Origin of the sequence: uncultured Methanobrevibacter sp. (assembly GCF_902774605.1) — an archaeon.
Taxonomy (GTDB): domain Archaea; phylum Methanobacteriota; class Methanobacteria; order Methanobacteriales; family Methanobacteriaceae; genus Methanocatella.
This window is the reverse complement of the sequence record NZ_CACYJE010000005.1, coordinates 30160-52082: the sequence shown is the minus strand read 5'-3', so window position 1 is coordinate 52082 and position 21923 is coordinate 30160. Positions and strand designations below refer to the sequence as shown.

Below are 21923 nucleotides of genomic sequence, written 5' to 3'. Positions count from 1 at the left end.
AAAGAATTAATTCTTTTCTATTTTAAATCTTGAAAGTAGAGAATGTGAAATCATCCTTAAGTTTCTTATATTGTACTGTAAGCTTATAATAACCTGATTTTTTAGGGTGTTTCAACTTAAAATTTGCAACACCCTTCTTGTTGGTTTTTGCTTTATAAGTTTTTTTGTTAAATTTGATTTTAACCAATTTATTCTTTTTATTTTTACCAAGCAATTTAACTGTGAATTTAACTTTAGAATTCTTATTTTTTTTAGCCATCTTAACTTTAAACGGATTTTTTACAACAAGATTATTTGAAACGATAAAATCTTTATATATTGCAGAAATAGTATATAATCCTGGTGTTGAAGTGATTTTCAATGTAGCATAACCATTCTTATCAGTTTTTTTAACTGTTTTCTTATTATTTATAAAAAATGTGACTTTTTGGCCTGCTTTTACAGGATTTCCATTATCATCAAAAACACGAACCTTATATGATTTACCATCCTCATAATACATTTTAATCTCTTTACCACCTGTGATTACATTAAAAACCTTAATATAATCAGACATTACTTCACCAGTACCATAATTGACAGCACTAATCTTGTGATTCCCATTTGAGATTTTTGCTTTTAACAATGCAACCCCATTTGAATCTGTAGCAATTTCATAACCCCATTTATTGTCATCATTTAAATAGAATGCAACTAAAGCATTTTGTAATGGCTTGCCAGTTGTATCATAAAATGTTGCTTTATACCAAATTCCACCATTTACACGGTTTGTGATTCCCTCCATATTTATTGTCTGAACTGTTTCGACTGATAGTTTTGAATCATCATCAACGACAGCATATTTATCATCAGATACCTGTTTATATGTCTCTTGATCTTGAACTCATCAACGGACAACAAATCCTCTTCGTTTACTGTTAAATCATTGTCCTTAATGTCCTCATCAGCATTCATTGCCAAATCAGTTGCATTGTCGTCAGCCGCAAATGCAAAATTCACTGACAATACCACTGTCAATGCGATGAGGAAAATGAGTAATTTAGTGTTTTTCATTAAATAACCTCCATGTGTTAAATATATTTGACAAGAGGACTATTTAAACTTAATTCAAAAAAAAGAGTTAAAAAAATAAAAAAAGAAAAAAGAAAAGGAATTAGTATTCCACAGGAAGTGGTAATCCTAATTTAGCTCTTCTTTCACGTTCTTTGCCGTTTTTGTCCTTTTTACCTTTAGCTAATTTTTCAAGTAAAGGAAGGCCCGGTTTAACTTCGTCCATTGGTTTGGTTTCGATTAAACCTGCGTCAACAGCAGCTTTGAATACGGATTCACCGTCATCTGTTCTGGTCAATACAGTGGACCATCCGTCAGGAGATCCTACTGAACCGGTTGATACGTCAGCCCATTCAGCCACGTAATCCATACAGATGTTACATCCAGCTTGTTCGTATCCGTGTGTTTCTTTAATAGCTAATCCTGAGTCTTCACCGTCTTTGGTTAACCAGAATTTACCTTTACCAATGTCCATTTTAGTAGCATCTGTTAAGGAGTCAAATCCTAATTTTGCGGTTGCAAAGGTGTCGAGAGAAGCCATAGGGAAGTTTTCCATACAGTAGATACCGATCATTAATTTGATTTTATTAACGACGAATCTGGTTAATGGATAAGCTTGTGCTTTTCTTAACCCTTGGGTTTGACATGGAGTTGCCACTACACCGATTTTCTCTAATCCATATTGACGGGTTGCTTCTTTTAAAGCGGATAAGGTTGGAGACATTGAGTATTTGGTACCTGCTGCTGCAATAACTTCGTCTGCTGAGGTTACTACAGTAGGAATAGGCCTCCAATCATCATCAGGAGTTCCAGCTACAACAGCACCTTCAATGATTCCTTCATCGAGTGCGTAACAGAGTAATGCTGAAACAATTCCTCCGTCTTGGGATACATCTAATATTTTTTTATCAGTTGATCTTGCAGATAATGCTTCTTTATAAGTACCTAATGGCATGTTCAATCCTCCTATAATCCTGTGTTTTCTTTAATTCTTTTTATAGGTAACCATGCTCTTGGACACATTGCATAACAAGATCCACATTTAATACATCTGTCTCTATCACAGCTAGGTCTACCTTCAGTAAAGCCCATAGCTCTTGTTGGACAAGCTAGAGCACAAGTTCCACATCCAGAACATAATCCGTTACGGATAATGTTGGTTAATACGTCACAGCCACATCCAGTGTTGCAAGCAGCTTTGTCCATAGCAGGTTGTAAGTATTCTAAGTCACCGTTACATAATGCAACAACAGCGTTTGCAATCATTTCAGGTGCTACAGGACAACCAGGAAGTGCTAAGTCCACTTTAACTAAGGAGCTTACAGGCACGAATGATTCGTGTTTAGGTTGTGCTTGTTGACCTCCACGTGCGAAGGTGGTGAAACAACCGGTCATAGCACAGGAACCAAATGCACAGATTAAGCCGGATTTTTTCCTTGCTTCTTGGATTTCGTGTAAACTGTGTTCATCTTGTAAACATACGGAACCTTCAATTAAACATAAGTCCATTTCAGGCATTTCTTCTGCGTAAGTACCGTGAATCCATTTGTCAACTAAGGTTTGTCCGTATACGATATCAACCATGTCAGTTAAGACTGTAGATAAAATGTCGTAGTTTTCGGTTAAGGACATTGCATCTCCAGTACAACCACTTAAGTGTATGTAACCAATACGTGGTTTTGCTGAAGCGGCTTTTTCTTCTGCTGGTGCAGCTTTAGGTGTTTCTGCAGGAGCAGCTTCAACTTTTTTCTCTACTTTTGGTGCTTCAGGTTCGGATGAACCTCCAAAAGCTTTTTTCAATTTATCAAACATTATTTTACCCCGATTTCTTTTAAAATAAGATCAATAGTTTTAGGAATCGCCTTTTCAACAGGTTCAGTTAAACCCATATCAATATCCGGTGTTGGAATTTCCTTTGGTTTGCAACCAACTACCACAACCTCACATTTCTCGGCAATCTTTTGAAGAGGTTCCTCCACTGTCATGCCGTGAGGATTGTCGTATTTTCCAATTTTCATTATAGTTGGATCGAATGTGTCTACCACGCCAGGCTCTGCATCGAATTCAACAACATCTATCACTATTAGTTTTTTCCAGTCATAATCTTCGTACAGTGGGAAGAAGTTGACTGGAGCAGCTGTTCCGCCGTCTATGAATTGAATGCGTTCAGGCAATTCTATTCCTTCAAATTTTTCTTTGATTTGTGCCAGAACATCTTTATCGAATTCGTCTTCTACATATGCAGTTACTGCCGGGTCGTAATAATCGTTCTTGTCATTAGCGTATTTCTGTAAAATGTTGATTACTATTGGGCCGAATCCATCGTCCTTGAATAATATATTTCCGCATCCGATTACAATGATATCCGAATCGTAAGGCATTTATTTTTCCTCCAAACTTAGATTCTCACCATTTCGTTTTTGAGAATGGATTTGTCTTCATCATCAACAACCATCACGTGAGTAGCACAGGATAAACATGGGTCGTATGCTCTGATAACGTGTGGACCAAATTCATGATGGAATCCTTCTGTAGCTGGACCCATTGTTGGAATGTTCCAAGTGGTAGGTACAATTGCAGAGTAGAATTTGATTTTTCCATCTTCAACTTTTGCCATGTGAGCGTTGGTTCCCCTTGGACCTTCGATAATACCGAATCCGAGTTCACCAGTACCTCTAGGATCGTAGTCTGCTCTTGCAGATGCAGCAGGGTCGATTGCGTCTAATGCTTCTAGACATGCTTCGTAGTTTTTCATCATTTCGTCAGCACGTGCTACGTGTTGAGCAATGACACCTTTGCCTTTGAATCCTTGGTATTTTTCCATTCTTGCTCTAGGACCAGTTTCAACATTGGTTCCGTTAATTAATGGAATTACGGAACATCCTCTTTTACCTACTTCAGGGTCATCGTACCATGCTTCAGGTAAAACTTCGGAAAATGCGTCCATGTCAAACTCGTTTACACCGTATGTTGGGTGCACTGCGAGTAATGGTTGGTTGACTACACCTAAATCTTCTGGCATACCCATTTTTTCAGCGCTTTCAGCAACACAGTTTTTGATTAATTCAATGTGTGCTTCGAGGTCTGATTTGAGTGCGGTCATTCTTTCTATTAATCTTTCTTTCGCGAATGGAGTAATGTTTCTTGCCATTCCTCCAACTCTGACATCAGATGGGTGAATACCTTCACCAGCAATCATATCAACAACGTATTGTACATTTTTTCTGATGTTACTTACGCTGTCCACTGCGGTAGCGAATAATTCTTCAGGAACGAAGTCTGGTGCTACTAAGAAGTGGTGGATTGCTGCACTGTTAATGTTGTGTGCTGCTAAGGTAGCTTCTCTTAACAATCTAGCTGCTTTAGGAATTTCAATACCTAATGCTTGGTCGATTGCTTCAGCTGATGCTAAAGTGTGTGGAATTGGACATACTCCACAGATCCTTTGACATAAAACTGGAGCGGTTTCAGGTGCTTTGCTAAGAACCATCTTTTCTAAACCCCTTACAGGAGTTATACTAAAATACATACCTTTTGTAACTATCCCTTCATCATCAACTTCCATGACGAGTTCGGCATGGCCTTCTTGACGAGTTGTAGGAGATATAACTACTCTATCTTTCAAATATGTCACCTCAAATTAAGAAATTAGAAACTAACATTAAGTATATATATTTATTATTATTAATAAGTAATGCCCTAAATAAATAAATAGAAACATATATAATAGATAAAAGACTTAATTATATTATTATATTTAATTTATAATATAGGAGGGAAAAAATTGGATAAAGCAAATATAATCATTTCAATTATTATAGTATTATGTATTGCAGCTGCCGTTGCAGCTTATGGTATAACCAATAGTGACAATCCAATATTCTCTAATTTATCCAGTATGAATTCGAACGACGATGCCGGCAACGGGCTTGGTAACAATACCACCCTAAACAATGGATCAAGTGTTGCTACAACTTCAGGTTCAGACAGTGTCAGTACCGGACCAAGCAGCAGCTCAGGAAGTTCAAGTTCCGGATCAAGCAGTGGCTCAGGATCATCATCAAGCTCCAGTTCCAGTTCAGGAAGTTCAAGTTCCGGATCAAGCAGGGGCTCAGGATCATCAAGTTCAGATTCCAGTTCAAATACTCAATTATCCTACTCCGATGCAAAAAGTATTGCAAGCGGTGCAATTGCTGAAGAAGGATGCTACGCTGGAAGCGGATATTACTCTGGAGGATACTGGTACTTTACAGTCTATGATGCTGACGGAAATGCAGTGGATGGCATTGCAGTTAATGATGCAACAGGAAATACCGAAAGAGGATAAGGATTATTTTTAATCCTTTTTATTTTTTTACAAAAAATAGTTAAGTTTATATAATACTAAAAATATATTTATTATTGTTGTATATGAAGGGCCCGTAGCCTAGCTGGATAGGGCGTCGGACTTCTAATCCGAAGACCCCGGGTTCAAATCCCGGCGGGTCCGCTCTCATATAATCTTTTTTTAGAAATATTTCAATTTGAATATTTGATGGGCTTGTAGCCTAGTCTGGAAGGGCGTAAGACTCCTAATCTTAAGATCGAGGGTTCAAATCCCTCCAAGTCCGTTTTTTAAAAAAAGTCCAAAGTGACTACTTTTTCTTTTTTGGATTCCTTTTCAAACAATATCTCACCATACTTGCCCCCGCCGCCGGGAATGATGTTGATAGTGTTGTTTCTGAAGGACCTTATGGCTGAAGCGATGCTGGAATCGATTTTTTCAATCTCGGCCAAATCAGCATTGATAAGCACATCTATCTCAGTTTTGAAACTGTCAACCAGCTTCTGCCACAATCCCTGAACCGTTTTTGTTGTCACACCCTTGCCGTAAACCGATGAGATAATTTCAGCCAATGGCATCAGATGAACATAATCCGGCCTGAAATCAGGGTGCTTCGGCTCAGCATAATCTGCGATTTCTGATATCCTGTAGTCAACACCCTTCTTGATTGTTCCTCCGCAGCTGCATTTCATCTTGTTTTCGCGGGCAACAATAGGGTCATATAGTTTGTAGCATTTGGTGCATGCAGTCATATGGTATTTTCCAAGGTTCGGAACAAGCCCGTAGTTTGCCTTGACGTCCCTATTCCCAAAAGCCTTTTTCACGGAGGAGTAGGAAATGTCCTCAAGTTCTATCCGGTTAAACTCTCTACCCAGCCTGTGAGGCCAGGGGGAATGGGCATCGGAGTTGGATAGAAAGACGAAATCCTTGAGTTCCGCCACGGTATCCGCCATGTCGGTGTCTGCGGACAGTCCCAACTCGACGAAATCCGGTTTGGAATCATAACAGTCATAAATGCTGTCAAATGACTTGTACATTCCAGTCCATGGAGTGAACGCATGGGCAGGACCTATAAGGCAGTCGTGCTCATGAGCCAATTCCAGAAGCTCCGCGCCTCCAAGATTGGTTTTCGGCCTGCCGTCAGCATGCTTGTTTTTGGACGGAATCTTCTCAGAAAGTTCCCGTGCGATGTCCAAATCCGGGATGATTATCACATGATGAATGCGATTCCTGCCTTCAACCTCGCCTGTCAATATGAAATCCATATCCCCAAAGGTGTAGATTCCATCTCCCGAATATGTTGTGGTGTCCTCTATAATGTCAAGCCACTTGGGATGCAGCGCATCGCCTGTTCCGAGAAGATTCAAACCCTTCAACAGGGCCTTTGGCGCCATGTTCCTTATAATCATGTCCTTTGATGATGCCATTGAAAAGCAACTGTGAAGATGAAAATCAGCATTAACCAACATGATTAAATGTTTGGATTATAGATTATTTAATTGTTTTTTAACATGCCCAATCGGCACTTTGGTTTTGCGGGGAGTTAAATCCACATCTAAATCATCGTCAAATGATTTCAAATCCTCAAGAAAAATATTGGTCTTGTCAACCAGTCCAATAAGCTCATCCTGATTTGAAGGATAGGCCAGTTTCAAAACGGGAATGTTTAAATCCTCAACTATCTTGATCATGAGACTATGGGCATTGTTGCAGGCATTGCCTCCGAAAAGTATCAAATCGTTCAGGGCATCTACATCCTCACGCGATTTTCAGGACGCCTGCCTATGATGATTGCTGCATCGGCATCATCAATGATTTTTGAAAACAGGTATAGTCTTGACTTCACACCTGACGGTAATTCGCCTGTCGAGTATCTGGAAATCAGAGTGTCAAAGCCGACATTTCCTTCGCATAGGTCCATATTGTCATAGCGGGAAAAATCAGTTGGGGAAATGTATGTGTGACCGTTCTTTTCTATCAATGGTATGACTATCATTGAAGCGTCGGGAATAACTAAAACATTCATGAAAAAAGTAAAAAAAAATATATATTGGAAATTCATCCAATATACCTTAAATCATCAGCATTTCCGGCATTTGCCTTGTTGATTAAATCTTGCTCCATTTGTTGAGCCTTGGCAATCATTTGCCTGGTTTCCTCAGCCCTTTCATCCAGCTTATCAGTATTGATTTCGAAATTGAGCAATAATGACAATTTCTTTAAAAGAGCTTCAGCGGCTTCAGCATCGATAAAGTAACCTGGGGTTTCGCCCATAAGGCATGAACCTTGAATTCCTTGGCGAACTCCTAATCCCAAGAATAAGCCGGAAGCACCGACTATTCCACCGTCATTGGATCTGAGTTCAATCTCCGCTTCTTTTAACAGTTCAATGTTTTCCTCGCAGGTTGCCGCACCGAAAACCTTTGGGTTTTCAACAGGCTGTGGAGAAGTAACCATCCCGCCTAAAGTGTAAATCCTATCAATTCCAAATGGAGTGACGAATTCAAGGATTTCCTTGCATGCAAGGTATTGGCCTTCAGGGGATAATGCCTGAGTATTGCCTACAAGAATGATTAAATCCAAATTGTCTTCGCCAACATCCCTTAAATAGTACAAGTCATTGTGCATATTTTCAATTATGCCCTCATCCTTAACTATCACTTGTGGAGGGAATGTCGGGGAGTATATTTCAGCAAATTTTGTAGCTCCCAATTCATCAATCATATGATCAGCAGCCAATTTACCAACATGTCCAAGACCAGGTAACGCTTCTATGAAAATAGGATTGTTTAATTCAATTTCTTCTAAAACATTGATTTCAATTGTTTGCATTAGAATTACTCCTTATTCATCGCTTCTTTTTTTAGTATACGTCTGTATTTACCGTACTTATCCTCTATTGAAAATTTAGGAGGATAAATTACTTTCAGCTGCCCGCCGCATTTTGGGCATGCTTCCTTTAAAGTATAAATTCCACAATCAGGACATTTATTCATTTTCATATTCATAAGAATCTAGTTATCTAACTCTCTTAAAAATGAACCGTTTCCACCAGATTCCTCAACAACTGCAATACATCTATCAGCTGCAGATTTAAGAGTTTTTTCTGCTAAAATATAATCAGTGGATTTGATAGTGATTCTGTATCTTGGAGCCCCTACACATTGAACCTTGATTTCATCCTCATCATCCCCGTTGTCTTCAGCAGCCTTCAATGCAGACCTGATTACTTCAACGCCGTCAGGCACAAAAGTTTCAATGTCCACATAACCGCTAATGTGAACTTCCGGAGGAGTGATGTTCTTGGTTGCCACTTCAGTAATGGCATCAGCCCAATCCTGTGGGATTCCTTCTTCAGTCAAGGTTTCTGCACCTTCATCAGCTGCAGATTCGAAAGCACCATAAACATCGCCGAAGATGTCCATGAGCTCATAACCCACTTCATCATATGCTTCATCCAAAGTCTTGTCTAAGGATTTTGCAGATAATTCAAGGAATTTTTCAGCTTTTTGTTCAATTTTCCAATGTTGGATTTTTTTAGTTCTTTGGTCTTCACGGATTCTTTTCAGGGACGCATCAACATGTCCCTTTTTAGGATTTACGCGCAGAACGCGACAAACGATTTTCTGGTTTTCACGAACGTGATCCCTGATGTTTTTAACCCAACCAGAAGATACCTCAGAAATATGAATAAAAGCTTCTTTGCCCTGATATTCTTCTAATTTAGCAAAAGCCCCATAATTAAGAACTTTATAAACAGTACCTACAATAAGTTCTCCTTCATCAGGCCATTCTTGACTTTTTCTTACCATATTCTCACCAACATCAAATAAAAATAATTTTAAAAAATAGTAAAAAATAAGTTAAAAACTAAAAGATTTAGTTTAAAACTTTTTCGATGTGTGCAGTAATTTTAGCTTTAGCACCACGAGATTTAACTAGGGTTTTACCGCAAATAATGCATTTTACGTCGGATGCTGCACGGTCAAAAATTACTTGTTCATTATCACAATCTAAACATTTAACTTTTAAAAAGTTTCCTCTACCTTTACTAACCATATCAATCACCTTATTTAGCTACGAATTCAGGTTTTCCTGTTCTGAAAGATTGTTTGATGTGAGATTTTCCACATTCTTTGCATTTAAGTCTTAAGTCTAATTTTTTAACAGGTTTGTTTCCAGCAGGTAAAGGCCTTGGGTAACCTCTGTAACCAGCAGTTACACGTCTGAATTGTCTTTGTCCCCATGTTAACTCACTAGCTTTTCTTCTTTTAGCAGTGTGAACTTCATGTACTGTATGTCTTTTACAGTGTGGACAGTATGTTCTTTTTTCTTTTGGTATTTTCATTTTTTCACCGTAAATTAATAAATCATTGTAAACCTATCCGTGAATTTATCTAAGCTCAATTTAATTCATGAAAAACTAGAGATCAAACTACCTTGTAACGCATCAAGTCTACATGTAGCAGAAATCCAAATTATAAAAAAATATAATTTTTTAATATCACAAATAGATACGATTAGTATATCTATTTATTAAGTTATTTAAAGGTAATGGAAAATTGTTAGATTTTGACCTTTCGACCCTTCCTGTTTTTGAAAAATATTTTCGCATTTATCAATGGCAGGGTCACTATGTCCTGTGGCCTGAACGGACCGTAAACCTTCTCGTCAACCCCAACGATAGCTCCAACCTCATCAAACACAAGCATTGTAACCAGTTCGGTTTCACGCGCCACCTTTTGGGATTCGAAATCTATGAATTCATCAGCATCATCAACTGCATTGGGATTATCCTCAATATCTTCCACAGGCTTTGGTTCAGGCGGCTTTGCCGCAGGCTTTTCCATTGGCTTGACTTCCCTCACAACCGGTTTCGGTTTAATTATCACCTCACTTGGCTTTTCGACCGCTTCGCTAGGAGTCAATGTATTTGTCTGAGTTTCAACAGGCTTGATGATGGTGGTGTGGCCTTTTTCCTTTTCATCCTCTGACAATTCAGCAAGAGAAATGTTATTCCTGTGATTTTTTAAAGTGTCAATCAGCGAATAATAGAATTTCTCCTCTTCGGGAGTCAAATTCAAGGGGGTCGTGTCGATCAAGTCGAATTGGGGCTTTCCAGTGAATAGATGGTATGACCTGTGAATATTCAAAACGGCCGAATTTGTTATCTTGGTTTCCCTTCTCTGGCAAATGTCGGTAGCGATGATTTGAGCCTCCTTAAGTATTGCGGGAGCCTTTGAAAATGGATCATTCATTGCTTCACGTTTCAGCATGTCCATGTACTCATGCATGTCATTGTAAAAGGTCTCCTCTACACGAGCCAATGCACCGTTGTTGCGTTCTTTTTTCTGAACCTTACGTAAAGTTTGATAATAATCATCCACTTAATACCATCTCGGAAAAATTATAATTTAAAAATAAAAAAAAGATGAACCTGATGAAATTAATCATCTTGTTCTAATCTAGGAGCAAGTAAGAAACTGAGTTTACCGTCACCGGTTGCCATGTTAAGAGTTAAGCTTAATGGCATGTCGGTACCTAAACTGATTTCCGCTTCCTCTGAAAACTTATCTGCTTTTAGCATTTCTCTAATCTTATCCAGGGAGAATAGAGCTTTTTCATGGGATTGAATGTTTTCCCCATGAAGGTACTTGATGCTTGCATCACCAAATTCACCGTCTGCTGATGCGATAAAGTAATCTTCATCCACTTGCAATGCAATCTTATCTGAAAAGATGTCAATATCGTTAATACAATCCTTTAAGATGGAGAAACGTACCTTGAAGTTTGTAGGATGTTCGATTTGTGGTGGAGTAGGGTTGTCATACTCTATATCAATTAATCTTATTTTGAAAGTTCTGGTTGCATCCCCTTCAAAGGTTATGATGAAGTTTCCTTCATCCACTGACATTAAAACCCTGTCTTGTGATTTTGAACGTTTGAGAACTCTCATGAACTCATCAGTGTCAATGTTGATTTTTTCAGGCACATCACAAATGTATTCATCAAATAAACTTGCTTTAAGTTCCAAATGTACGAAAGTTATGTGACTACGGTCTAAGGCATCTAATCTCATGCCTTCACTGTCAGTTTGTATTTGCACTTCATCTACGATTGATGAAATTGCATCAAAACTGGTTTTTAATATACTAGAATCACTTAATTCTGCTTTAAACATAAATAATCCTCTTATAATATAATGTATTAATATATGTTTTTTCTATATTATAATGTTTATGATTGATATTGAACTACTCGTTGGCAGCCTTTTTCATGCTTGAAACATATTCACTGATGTGCTCGGTTGCATCTTCCCCATATTTCTCGATTATTTTAACAATTGCACTGCCGACAATGACTCCATCAGCGATTTTACCAATTTGGGATGCCTGTTCGGGAGTGTTGATTCCAAAACCGACCGCCAATGGCAGGTCAGTCACTTCACGAATATCTGACAATATTGCGTTCAAGTCTGTCTTTATCTCTGAACGCATTCCAGTGACTCCCAGGGATGAAACGACATATATGAATCCTGTCGCATCGTTTGCAATCATCTGTATCCTTTGCTTTGAAGTTGGCGCTATCAATGAAATGACATCAACACCGTTTTCACGTGCAATATCGCGTATTTCACCTTTTTCCTCAAATGGCACATCTGGAGTGATGATGCCGTCCACACCCAATTCGGCACATCTTTTGAAGAATTTCTCATATCCGTAGAAGAAAACCGGATTGATGTAAGTCAAAAACACCAGCGGAATGTCGCTTTTTTCACGCACTCTTCTGACAATGTCGAACACGTCATCGGTGGTCGTGTTGTGCTTAAGGGCACGCACATTGGCATCCTGAATGACCACCCCTTCAGCCATAGGGTCAGAGAATGGAATTCCAATTTCAACAAGGTCGCATCCCGCTTCCTCCATTGCCAGGATGAATTCCACTGTCTTGTCGATTGTCGGGTCTCCTGCTGTTAAAAATGCTATGAATGCGGTGTCGTCCTTGAATGCATTTGCAATCTTACTCATCTAAATCAACTCCCCTGTATTCTGCAATTGATCTGACATCCTTATCTCCCCTTCCGGATAAGCAGATTATTATCACATCATCATTATTCATTGTCGGCGCCAGTTTCATGGCGTATGCAACTGCATGAGCGCTTTCAATGGCTGGAATGATTCCCTCCATCCTTGAGAGGTACTCGAATGCATTGACTGCCTCTTCATCTGTAACCGGAACGTATTCAGCGCGACCGGTGTCTCTCAAGTATGCGTGCTCAGGTCCGACTCCCGGATAGTCGAGTCCTGCAGAGACTGAATACACGGGTGCGATTTGACCGTAATCTCCTTGGTTGAATATTGATTTCATTCCGTGGAATATGCCCACTTTGCCCATTGTTAATGCCGCTGCATTGTATGGGGTATCTATTCCTTTGCCTCCTGCCTCACAGCCTATCAGTTTCACTTCCTCATCATCGATGAAATTGTAGAATGCACCCATTGCATTGCTTCCACCGCCTATGCATGCAATCACTGCATTTGGAAGCTTTCCTTCCTTGTCAAGTATTTGCTGGCGCGCTTCCTTACTTATGACCGCCTGGAAATCCCTTACCATTTGAGGGTATGGGTGGGGACCCATTGTGGAACCTATAACATAATTGGTATCATGGACCCGTGCAATCCAGTCACGGAACGCGTCGTTAACTGCATCCTTCAATGTTTTTGTTCCTGATTTGACGGGATGCACCTTTGCTCCAAGCAGTTCCATACGATAAACGTTCAGAGCCTGCCTTTTGGTGTCGACTTCACCCATGTAGACTTCACATTCCATGTCGAGCAATGCCGCTGCGGTTGCTGTCGCCACCCCATGCTGGCCAGCGCCAGTTTCGGCTATTACACGGGTCTTGCCCATTTTCTTGGCCAGCAGCACTTGACCAAGCACATTGTTTATCTTATGGGCGCCGGTGTGGTTCAAGTCCTCACGTTTAAGATATATTTTTGCCCCGCCAAGGTCTTCTGTCATTCTTTTAGCATAATATAGTAAAGATGGTCTTCCTGCATATTCTTTCAGTAATGTATTGAGTTCTTCAATAAATTCAGGATCATTCATGTAATGGTTGAACTGCTCTTCAAGGTAAATCAGCTCGTTCATCAATGTTTCAGATATGTATTGGCCACCGTATTGGCCATATCTTCCCCTGCTCAACTTATAACCTCCATTATTTCTCGTATCTTATTTTCATCTTTAAATCCGTTGACTTCAAGACTGGAACTCAGGTCAACAGCATAGGGATTGAATTCCATTATCGCCTCTTTGATGTTTTGGCTTGTCAATCCTCCAGCTATGAAGAATTCCTTTTTTAAATCTTTTCTTATCAGATTCCAATCGAATGTTTTTCCGCTACCCTTGCCACTGTCGAACAGCAGGTAGTCGGCTTTTGAATCGTCATATTCTGTTATGTCAATTCCATCATACATTTCAATTGCTTTTATGACTTTTAGTTCATGGTTAGTTTTTTCTTTCAGATTCAATATAAACTCTTCACTTTCGCTGCCGTGAAGCTGAACCATGTCAATTATTTCATCCCTGTACAATTCAAGGATTTCATCAGCGTCCGCATCTACGAAAACCCCAACGGCCTTAATGTTAGGGTTTAGATTTGCTTTCAATTTTCTTGCCAAGTCATGGGTGACTTGCCTTTTGCTTTCAGCGAATACGAAACCGATGTAATTGGGCATGTAGCGGTTTGCGATTTCTATATCCTCCAATCGCTTGAGTCCGCAGATTTTGATTTTAACCATTCTTCAACTCCGAAATCATGGCCTTCTTATCATCGCTTTTCATTAAAGTTTCGCCTATTAAAACTGCATCAACATCATTTTCCTTTAATCTGGTGACATCTTCCTTTGTTTTGATGCCGCTTTCTGAAATGAACACCACATCTCCACTGACACATCTACGTAGATTGATGCTGTTTTCAATATCCACTGTGAAATCTGTCAGGTCACGATTGTTCACGCCTATTATTTCAGCGCCGACAGTCAATGCGCGCATGATTTCATCACCATCATGGCACTCCACAATGGCTGAAAGACCCAATTCATGAGCAAGGTCCAGGAACCTCTTCAACTGCACAATATCCAAAATGGCGACAATCAGCAATATTGCGGAAGCCCCCAATGCCTTTGCCTCCCAGATCATGTACTCGTCAACAATGAAATCCTTCCTTAAAACCGGAATGCTGACAGTTTGTGATATTTCCTTCAGGTAATCATCTGAACCCATGAAGAAGAATGGTTCGGTGAGAACTGAAATGGCTGATGCTCCCGCATCCTCATATTCCCTTGCAATGTTCAAATAATCGAAATCCTCACAAATCAATCCCTTAGATGGAGAGGCCTTCTTAACCTCGGCAATGATGGCAATGTCATCGCCGGTCAAAGCCTTTTTAAAGGGAAAATCATCATTTATATTCATCAGATTAACTTCATTTTTCAAATCATCCAGAGTAATGATGTCTTTCGCTGTTTCAACACGTTCCTTTGTTTTTTCAACAATCTCATCCAACATAATAATCATCTGTTTGTAACTTCAATAAATTTCTCAAGCTGCTTTAGGGCAAGTCCCGAATCGATAATCTCCTCGGCCAGCTTGACCCCCTCATTGAGTGACTCCACCTTGCCTGAAACATACAGTCCCGCAGCGGAATTCAACAATACTGCATTTCTTTTAGGGCCTTTCTCACCATTCAGAATAGCTAAGGTTATTTTTGCATTTTCCTTGGCATCTCCACCGACAAGATCGCTTTTGGATGCAAGTTCAAAACCGAAATCCTCCGGCAGGACTTCGTAAATCCTTGTTCTGCCGTTTTTAAGTTCGCTTACGAATGTCTTGTCGCTGACGGAGAACTCATCCATACCGTCCATGCCGTAAACTGACAATGCGGATTTGACACCTAAATTGTTTAATACTTTAATCAAAGGTTCTACTAATTCTTTTTCATACACTCCAAGAACCTGCATTGTCGCCCCTGCCGGGTTGGTCAGCGGACCCAGGATATTGAATATGGTCCTTATTGACAGCTCCTTTCTCACATTGGCAACGTATTTCATTGACAGGTGATAGTTTTGAGCAAACAGGAAGCATAGATTTATTTCCTTCAGACACTCTATGCTTTTTTCAGGCTCAATGTAAATGTTAACTCCCAACTCCTCAAGCACATCTGCGGCTCCGCATTTGCTTGATGCCGAACGGTTGCCGTGCTTGGCCACCGGGACGCCTGCAGCGGAGATTACAATGGAGGATGTTGTTGATATGTTGAAGGTGTTTGAGCCGTCGCCTCCGGTTCCAACGATTTCCAGCACTTCCTTATCGTTCAATAATCTTACGCAATGTGCACGCATTGCCTCTGCTGAAGCGGTGATTTCATCAATTGTTTCCCCTTTCATAGACATTGCAGTCAGGTAAGCGCTCATCTGCACTTCACTGGCTTCACCGCTCATGATTTCATCCATTGTCTGGTAGGCTTCCTCATAGGTTAAGTCTTGATGCTTGTATACTTTCAGTATTGCTTCTTTAATCATAAAATCCCTCTTTTAACTTTTTCTAGGAAATTCTGCATTATTGTTAATCCGTCCGGCGTCAGTATTGATTCTGGATGGAACTGCAATCCGTAAACGTTATAGTCCCTGTGCTTTACTGCCATCACTTCCCCGTCATCCCTTGCTTTGGATATGATTTCAAGCTCATCCGGGACTGTGCCCTTTAGGCTTAGGGAATGGTATCTTCCAACGCTTATCTCGCTTGGAAGTCCCTTGAATAGGTAATCGTAATCCAGGCTGATTTTTGAGGATTTGCCGTGCATCAGTCTTGATGCATGTGACACTTCACCTCCAAAGGCTGCGCATATTGCCTGATGGCCCAGGCAAACTCCAAGCATCGGTATCCTGTCGTGGAACTGCTTTACGGCATCAATGCATATTCCGGCATTTTCAGGCCTGCCAGGTCCTGGAGAGAGCATTATGCATTCCGGATTTAGCTTGGCTATATCATCAATTGTTATCTTGTCGTTTCTCACTACCTTAATGTCGGGATTGATAGTGCCTATTAGTTGATACAGATTATATGAGAAACTGTCATAATTGTCTATTAAAAGAATCATTGTAACCCTCCGTCAGCTGTTTTCAAAGCATTTATTACGGCAGCCGCCTTGTTTAGGCATTCATCGAATTCATTGTCCGGCACGCTGTCTGCCACTATTCCTGCCCCTGAGCGTATGAACACCTTGTTGTTGCGTGCGAACGCTATCCTGATTGAAATGCATGTGTCGATGTTTCCGCTCAAGTCAACATAGCCGATTGCTCCACCGTAGATTCCGCGCTTGTTGTCTTCCAGTTCGTTTATTATTTCACAGGCTCGTATTTTCGGTGCACCGGACAGTGTTCCTGCGGGAAGGATTGAATCGATGGCTGCAAGTGAATCCAAATCATTTCTTAAAACCCCGCTGACTGTTGATCCGATATGCATCACATGGGAGAATCTCTCGATTGAGAGGTACTTATCGACTTTAACCGATCCGATTTGTGAGATTCTTCCAATGTCGTTTCGTCCCAAATCCACCAGCATGTTATGTTCGGCCAATTCCTTCTCGTCACTTAATAGTTCCTGTTCCAATTGCAAGTCCTTTTCATCTGTTTTGCCCCTTGGCCTTGTGCCTGCCAATGGGAACGTGTATAATTGATTGTCTGTCAGCTTGACCAGCGTTTCAGGGGATGCTCCGGCGATTTCTATGTCATTGCTTGAGAAGTAGAACATGTAGGGTGAGGGGTTGGTGGTTCTCAAGACCCTGTATGTGTCAAACAGGCTGCCGGTTATTTCGGCTTCTATGCGGTTGGACAACACCACCTGGAAAATGTCTCCTTCATAGATATAGTTTTTGGCTTTCTCAACCATGCTGCAGTATTTTTCACGTGAGAATACTGGTTTGAAATCTGACTTGAGCTTTAACGGTTCAATGTATGTCTTTTCACCGTTTTTTATCAAATCGGCGATTTCAATTAAGTCATCGCATGCCTTTTGATAGTTAGCCTCGAGGTCATCCGTCTTCATGTTTGTTATGAGTATGATTTTCTGCTTGAAGTTGTCGAATGCTATGACCTTGTCGAACAGCATAAGGTCAATGTCCTTGAACTGGTCCTGATTTTCAGCGTCAAGGTTTAGGGAGGGTTCGCAGTATTTAATATAGTCATATGCGAAATACCCTACGAATCCTCCTGTGAAAGGTGGTAAATATTCCAGTTTTGGGGATTTGTTTTTAACGACCAATTCCCTGATTATCTCACGGGGATTGTCTGTTTCGATTGTCTTTTCATCTTCCGTGAGCTTTTCGAAATCACAGTCGCCCTTGATTTTGACGACTCCGTTTTGGCATGTGAACTCGAGCAGAGGGTCGTATCCTAAAAAAGTGTATCTTCCCCATTTTTGTGAATCCTCTATACTTTCCAGCATGTATGTGTGGTTACTGACGCCCTTCAATATTCTCAACACCTCTATCGGCGTTGCAATATCTGAGTATAATTCATAGGAGATCGGTATTCTCCTGTATTCCTGGTTTTCTACTATTTCTTGTACTTCTTCTAGACTTGGGGAAAACATTGCTATCACAATAAATAATTTAGTATAATGTACTATTTAAAACCTTGTTGTCATAAAATGTACATTGACATTATTCTTGAAAAAAAATTCAATCCATCTTATCCTGTTCCTGGCTGAATTGAATAACAATCTTTTTGATTTCCCTGCTTTCCAGATAAGGCAACTGTTCGGTGATTTCACGTTCCAAATCCCTATTCAACTGCAATCTTTTCTCGGCGTATTCCTCACCTTCAAAATCCGCACGGTACTGCTTGTTCAGATTGGAGTACTTGGTTATCAGAGGCTGCAGGACAGTGCCGATGTCCTCATCCAACCTGTCATTGATGATTTTCCTTTTCCTTATCTCAATGACGAACCCGACAACGGTGATGAAAAAACCCAATACGGTAACGGTCAACGCCGGAACGAAAACCTTGTCATTGCCGATGAACAATATCGTAAAAGCGATTCCAACAAATATGAGTACAATACCTATTTTTCTTAAATCCATATTAAAAGTATTATACCTTATTATTATTTATATATTTCAATTCCCTAACGATGAACCACAAAACCAGAACAAAAGAAATGACAGCCAAAACTGACATCACGCCAACCACCGCGCCATTCGTGAACAACACCTTGCCGGAATCAATAATGACGATCAGCTCAGCAAGCAGATTGTTCAGGAAATGTGCGAATATCGCAACAAGAACATTGCCTGTTTTCAAGTATAGAATCGCCATGCAAACGCCAAAAATGAATGCGGAAGTGATGCTGCCGTAAGTGTGAAGCGAAGCAAATAGCAGAGATGAAATCAAAACCGCAAAAACAGTTGGAACAACCAGCTTGAGCCTGTTTAAAAACACTCCCCTGAAAATCAGCTCTTCTGAAATCGGAGAGATCAAAATGGTGGCCAATAGTCCAATGCCTGTTATCGAGTGTGACAGGCCAAATGATGGGATGAAATTCAAGACATGATCCGAGAGGTATAAAAACCCATATGACAAAAACACGTTCAATACCACAATCATTATTATCTGCCCGAAAACCCTTGCGCCAAACACGCCTGTGAAATCTGATTTTTCAGGAAGATTGTCCCTAAGCTTATATATGAAATACAATATCAATACAAGATATATCCAAAAAGAATCCAAATTAATTATGTTAAATGCATTTAAAAAATACTGAATTAAAAATAAAAAAATAATTAAGGATAATACCTCTTTTAGACGAATATCTCCCAACTTATCATTAAATAAAGACATATTATCGTGAAAAAAATCAATTTGTATACTCTAATCTAATTAGCAGAACGAATTTAACTAAACTTCATTTAAGTTAATATGATTTGCATTTTAAACTCATTCATCAAAGATAAACACATCTTCAATTGCTGGTTTACCCAATATCTTAGTAATGTTATAGGCCAATAATAAGGAAGGGTTATAGCGAGCATTTTCTAAAGCATTGATTGTTTGACGAGTCACACCAACCAAATCAGCCAACTCCTGTTGAGTTATGCCTTTTTCCTGGCGAAACTGTCGGATTTTTGTTTCCATATATTCCACCTATTATATAATCATAATAGTAATTATTACTCTTTATATAGAACAATATAAATGTTTCTTAAAAAATATAATACATTAAACAATAATAATAAATATTGAAAACAATTTTGAGAGTTGATAAAAAATGGCTATACACCCTATAGAATTTAGGTATGGTACCCCGGAAATGAAAAAAATCTGGGAAGAAGAAAACAAATTACAAAGAATGCTCGATGTAGAATCCGCATTAGCACAGGCAGAAGCCAAACTCGGCATAATCCCACAGGAAGTGGCTGACGAAATCGCAGCCAAGGCCAATACTGATTTTGTGAAACTGGAAAGAATGAAAGAAATCGAAGCTGAAACAAACCACGACATTGCAGCGCTATCCAAATCAATCACAGAAGTATGTGAAAACGGTGCAGGAGAATACGTGCACTTCGGAGCAACCTCCAACGACATCGTGGACAGCTCAAACTCACTGCTCATTCGTGACTCAATAGACGTTCTCGAAGAGAAACTTGAAAGACTGACAAAAATCATGCTCAAGCTGGCAGAGGAAAACAAGATGAAAGTCTGCATCGGCCGTACACACGGACAGCACGCATTGCCAACCACCTACGGAATGAAATTCGGTATCTGGGCAGATGAACTGCACAGGCAATACGTCAGGCTGGAAAACGCAAGAGCAAACGTTTGTGTCGGAATGATGGACGGGGCAGTCGGAACCACCGCCGCACTAGGAGAGCAAGGATGGGAAATCCACAAGACCGTAGCGGAAATCCTGGGATTGCCTGCAGCAACCATAACCAACCAGGTTGTTCAAAGGGACAATCACGTTGAATTCATAAGTGTATTAGCCAACATCGCAAGTACCCTTGACAAAATCGGACTTGAAATCAGAAGCCTTCAAAGAACCGAACTTATGGAAGTCGGAGAATACTTCGACCCTGAAAAGCAAGTCGGAAGCAGCACCATGCCGCATAAGATGAACCCAATTACCGCTGAGAGAATCTGTGGAGTCGCAAGAATCGTCAAGTCATACGTGAACGCAGCATTGGACAACAACCCATTATGGCATGAAAGGGACCTGACCAACTCCTCCTGTGAAAGGATAATGTTTCCGGAAAGCTGCATCCTAACCGACTACATCCTTAACCTCACAATCAAACTGATGAACAATCTAGTATTCTATGATGAAAACATTGAAAGAAACCTGAACATGACCAACGGTTTAATCATGGCCGAAAGACTGATGGCCGAACTTACCCGTGCAGGAATGGGAAAACAGACCGCATACGGTATCGTCAGGAAAAACGCCATCAAGGCAAACAAGGAAAAACTGCTCCTCGGCGAACTGATTCTTGAAGATGAGGAAGTCAAGAAATACCTCACACAGGAAGACGTGGACAAGATAATGGATCCTCACACCTACACAGGTTCCATTGCGATAATCATCGACGAATTGCTAGAAAAATCCAAAGACTGGTTCTAGGCGATACTATGAGCAACGTAAAAGAGTTAAAATCCATTGAGCTTGCTTCTTTTACAACAATGATAACTGGAATCTCAGTGATTTTCTCAATAATAGGAGCCATAATCCTAGCAATAATCATTGGCGCTTTCGTGCCGAACGGCGGAGGCATAGCAATATACCTTGTCCCAACAATCATCGTTGGAACATTCATGTACACAATCTACAATAGCTTCAGCCAGGGCCTGTTCTACAATCTTCTTGCCAAAAGACTGAAAACAGTGGCGATGATTATAACCGACAAGGGAGAAATTGCTAAAATCTCCACTACCGAGACTGCAACAATGACCGCAATAATCCTGACAATCCAGGTCATCCTTTTATACCTGGTTTCAGTGTTCGTATTGCCGATGTTTTTAACCTCAATAATGCAGACCCTGATGTATGCCGGCCAGGACACTGTAGCATTCAGCATCTATCAGATGATCATGCTCTTAAGCCAGCCTACAACAATCGGGCTGATCATATTCGGAACATTCATCATAACATTCGTCTTCGTTCTGCTTGGAACATACATCTACAATCTTGTGGCGAACAGTGGACGAGCGATAGTCTTGAAATTAAGCGAGGAAAACGGATTTACAGCAATTGACCACATCGACCCATTGAAAGCAGCCATCATGTTTGCCATAATCAGTGGCGTTTTAAGCATAATAACCGGGATAATCTCCTTAATAAGCGGAGCGAATTTCGCCAATTTCATTGGTGAGGTTTTAGGCGGTTTCGTTGGTGGATTCATTGAATTCTACTTGTTCGCATTGTTCTATAATTTCCTTGCACCTAAGCTCGGAAAAATAAAATTGGAATTAATTGATTTTAGAATATAAATCAA

The 21923-nt window shown here is 40.1% G+C and carries 29 protein-coding genes and 2 tRNA genes; 5 read left to right on the top strand and 26 right to left on the bottom strand.

The annotated features are described in order from the left end of the window. Window positions 1–22: 22 nt before the first annotated feature. The 6 genes from QZU77_RS02260 to frhA form a co-directional block, all read right to left on the bottom strand. Window positions 23–784, bottom strand: a complete 762-nt coding sequence (locus QZU77_RS02260; protein ID WP_295599378.1) for an Ig-like domain-containing protein — start codon at window positions 782–784, stop codon at window positions 23–25. 2 nt (window positions 785–786) lie between these two features. Further along, the gene (locus QZU77_RS02255) at window positions 787–1053 is read right to left on the bottom strand and encodes a hypothetical protein (RefSeq protein ID WP_295599375.1); all 267 of its coding nucleotides are present in this window, start codon (window positions 1051–1053) and stop codon (window positions 787–789) included. Window positions 1054–1153: 100 nt separating this feature from the next. Further along, window positions 1154–2005, bottom strand: coding sequence for a coenzyme F420 hydrogenase subunit beta (gene frhB / locus QZU77_RS02250; RefSeq protein WP_295599372.1), 852 nt, complete (start codon window positions 2003–2005; stop codon window positions 1154–1156). 11 nt (window positions 2006–2016) lie between these two features. Then, window positions 2017–2862: a coenzyme F420 hydrogenase subunit gamma gene (gene frhG, locus QZU77_RS02245; RefSeq protein ID WP_295599369.1), complete on the bottom strand. Its 846-nt coding sequence runs from the start codon at window positions 2860–2862 to the stop codon at window positions 2017–2019. Beyond that, window positions 2862–3431, bottom strand: a complete 570-nt coding sequence (gene frhD, locus QZU77_RS02240; RefSeq protein ID WP_295599367.1) for a coenzyme F420-reducing hydrogenase, FrhD protein — start codon at window positions 3429–3431, stop codon at window positions 2862–2864. The genes frhG and frhD overlap by 1 nt, the downstream gene beginning before the upstream one ends. A 17-nt stretch (window positions 3432–3448) precedes the next feature. Then, window positions 3449–4675, bottom strand: a complete 1227-nt coding sequence (gene frhA / locus QZU77_RS02235; RefSeq protein ID WP_295599364.1) for a coenzyme F420 hydrogenase subunit alpha — start codon at window positions 4673–4675, stop codon at window positions 3449–3451. A 159-nt stretch (window positions 4676–4834) separates the two neighbouring features. On the opposite strand from frhA, the gene QZU77_RS02230 reads away from it, so the two are divergent. The 3 genes from QZU77_RS02230 (at window position 4835) to QZU77_RS02220 (ending at window position 5660) form a co-directional block, all read left to right on the top strand. Then, window positions 4835–5377: an endoglucanase gene (locus tag QZU77_RS02230; RefSeq protein ID WP_295599361.1), complete on the top strand. Its 543-nt coding sequence runs from the start codon at window positions 4835–4837 to the stop codon at window positions 5375–5377. Between the two features lie 88 nt (window positions 5378–5465). Continuing rightward, a tRNA-Arg gene (locus QZU77_RS02225) sits at window positions 5466–5539 on the top strand. A gap of 47 nt (window positions 5540–5586) precedes the next feature. Further along, window positions 5587–5660: transfer RNA gene (locus QZU77_RS02220), tRNA-Arg, on the top strand. 4 nt (window positions 5661–5664) lie between these two features. Here the strand turns inward: QZU77_RS02220 and QZU77_RS02215 are convergent. From QZU77_RS02215 to QZU77_RS02120, 20 genes are all read right to left on the bottom strand, one after another. Further along, a complete protein-coding gene (locus tag QZU77_RS02215) occupies window positions 5665–6843 on the bottom strand; it encodes a TIGR00375 family protein (protein WP_295599360.1) in 1179 nt (392 codons plus the stop codon). A gap of 15 nt (window positions 6844–6858) precedes the next feature. After that, window positions 6859–7110 carry a DUF2112 family protein gene (locus QZU77_RS02210; protein WP_295599357.1) on the bottom strand — a complete coding sequence of 84 codons (252 nt, stop codon included), beginning with the start codon at window positions 7108–7110 and terminating at the stop codon, window positions 6859–6861. Between the two features lie 14 nt (window positions 7111–7124). Next, the gene (locus QZU77_RS02205; RefSeq protein ID WP_295599354.1) at window positions 7125–7400 is read right to left on the bottom strand and encodes a DUF2112 family protein; all 276 of its coding nucleotides are present in this window, start codon (window positions 7398–7400) and stop codon (window positions 7125–7127) included. Window positions 7401–7432: 32 nt separating this feature from the next. Next, entirely contained in the window at window positions 7433–8206 is a 774-nt protein-coding gene (locus QZU77_RS02200) for a proteasome assembly chaperone family protein (protein ID WP_295599351.1), read from the bottom strand. A gap of 5 nt (window positions 8207–8211) precedes the next feature. Further along, a complete protein-coding gene (locus QZU77_RS02195) occupies window positions 8212–8382 on the bottom strand; it encodes an RNA-protein complex protein Nop10 (protein ID WP_295599348.1) in 171 nt (56 codons plus the stop codon). A gap of 6 nt (window positions 8383–8388) precedes the next feature. Further along, window positions 8389–9186, bottom strand: coding sequence for a translation initiation factor IF-2 subunit alpha (locus QZU77_RS02190; RefSeq protein WP_295599345.1), 798 nt, complete (start codon window positions 9184–9186; stop codon window positions 8389–8391). 67 nt (window positions 9187–9253) lie between these two features. Beyond that, a complete protein-coding gene (locus tag QZU77_RS02185) occupies window positions 9254–9433 on the bottom strand; it encodes a 30S ribosomal protein S27e (RefSeq protein WP_067044971.1) in 180 nt (59 codons plus the stop codon). 10 nt (window positions 9434–9443) lie between these two features. Beyond that, entirely contained in the window at window positions 9444–9722 is a 279-nt protein-coding gene (locus tag QZU77_RS02180) for a 50S ribosomal protein L44e (protein ID WP_116592620.1), read from the bottom strand. Between the two features lie 217 nt (window positions 9723–9939). Continuing rightward, the gene (locus QZU77_RS02175; RefSeq protein WP_295599340.1) at window positions 9940–10761 is read right to left on the bottom strand and encodes a hypothetical protein; all 822 of its coding nucleotides are present in this window, start codon (window positions 10759–10761) and stop codon (window positions 9940–9942) included. Window positions 10762–10820: 59 nt separating this feature from the next. Then, the gene (gene pcn, locus QZU77_RS02170; RefSeq protein WP_295599337.1) at window positions 10821–11555 is read right to left on the bottom strand and encodes a proliferating cell nuclear antigen (pcna); all 735 of its coding nucleotides are present in this window, start codon (window positions 11553–11555) and stop codon (window positions 10821–10823) included. A 73-nt stretch (window positions 11556–11628) separates the two neighbouring features. Next, window positions 11629–12402, bottom strand: coding sequence for a tryptophan synthase subunit alpha (trpA, locus tag QZU77_RS02165; protein ID WP_295599334.1), 774 nt, complete (start codon window positions 12400–12402; stop codon window positions 11629–11631). After that, window positions 12395–13579, bottom strand: coding sequence for a tryptophan synthase subunit beta (trpB, locus tag QZU77_RS02160; RefSeq protein WP_295599331.1), 1185 nt, complete (start codon window positions 13577–13579; stop codon window positions 12395–12397). The genes trpA and trpB overlap by 8 nt, the downstream gene beginning before the upstream one ends. Continuing rightward, a complete protein-coding gene (locus tag QZU77_RS02155; protein ID WP_295599328.1) occupies window positions 13576–14175 on the bottom strand; it encodes a phosphoribosylanthranilate isomerase in 600 nt (199 codons plus the stop codon). The genes trpB and QZU77_RS02155 overlap by 4 nt, the downstream gene beginning before the upstream one ends. Continuing rightward, window positions 14168–14944 (bottom strand): indole-3-glycerol phosphate synthase TrpC, encoded by a 777-nt coding sequence (gene trpC, locus QZU77_RS02150; protein ID WP_295599325.1) that lies wholly within the window; start codon window positions 14942–14944, stop codon window positions 14168–14170. The genes QZU77_RS02155 and trpC overlap by 8 nt, the downstream gene beginning before the upstream one ends. 5 nt (window positions 14945–14949) lie before the next feature. Next, window positions 14950–15957 carry an anthranilate phosphoribosyltransferase gene (gene trpD / locus QZU77_RS02145; RefSeq protein ID WP_295599321.1) on the bottom strand — a complete coding sequence of 336 codons (1008 nt, stop codon included), beginning with the start codon at window positions 15955–15957 and terminating at the stop codon, window positions 14950–14952. Further along, window positions 15954–16535, bottom strand: a complete 582-nt coding sequence (locus QZU77_RS02140; protein WP_295599318.1) for an aminodeoxychorismate/anthranilate synthase component II — start codon at window positions 16533–16535, stop codon at window positions 15954–15956. The genes trpD and QZU77_RS02140 overlap by 4 nt, the downstream gene beginning before the upstream one ends. Then, window positions 16532–18028 carry an anthranilate synthase component I gene (gene trpE / locus QZU77_RS02135; RefSeq protein WP_295599440.1) on the bottom strand — a complete coding sequence of 499 codons (1497 nt, stop codon included), beginning with the start codon at window positions 18026–18028 and terminating at the stop codon, window positions 16532–16534. The genes QZU77_RS02140 and trpE overlap by 4 nt, the downstream gene beginning before the upstream one ends. 88 nt (window positions 18029–18116) lie before the next feature. Then, a complete protein-coding gene (locus QZU77_RS02130) occupies window positions 18117–18518 on the bottom strand; it encodes a hypothetical protein (RefSeq protein ID WP_295599316.1) in 402 nt (133 codons plus the stop codon). A 10-nt stretch (window positions 18519–18528) separates the two neighbouring features. After that, on the bottom strand, window positions 18529–19164 hold the full coding sequence (locus tag QZU77_RS02125; protein ID WP_295599313.1) for a CPBP family intramembrane glutamic endopeptidase: 636 nt from the start codon (window positions 19162–19164) through the stop codon (window positions 18529–18531). 207 nt (window positions 19165–19371) lie between these two features. Then, window positions 19372–19569, bottom strand: a complete 198-nt coding sequence (locus QZU77_RS02120; RefSeq protein WP_116592632.1) for a helix-turn-helix transcriptional regulator — start codon at window positions 19567–19569, stop codon at window positions 19372–19374. Window positions 19570–19702: 133 nt separating this feature from the next. On the opposite strand from QZU77_RS02120, the gene purB reads away from it, so the two are divergent. Both purB and QZU77_RS02110 read left to right on the top strand, forming a co-directional pair. Further along, window positions 19703–21052, top strand: coding sequence for an adenylosuccinate lyase (gene purB / locus QZU77_RS02115; protein ID WP_295599310.1), 1350 nt, complete (start codon window positions 19703–19705; stop codon window positions 21050–21052). Between the two features lie 8 nt (window positions 21053–21060). Continuing rightward, window positions 21061–21918: a hypothetical protein gene (locus QZU77_RS02110; protein WP_295599306.1), complete on the top strand. Its 858-nt coding sequence runs from the start codon at window positions 21061–21063 to the stop codon at window positions 21916–21918. Window positions 21919–21923 lie beyond the last annotated feature (5 nt).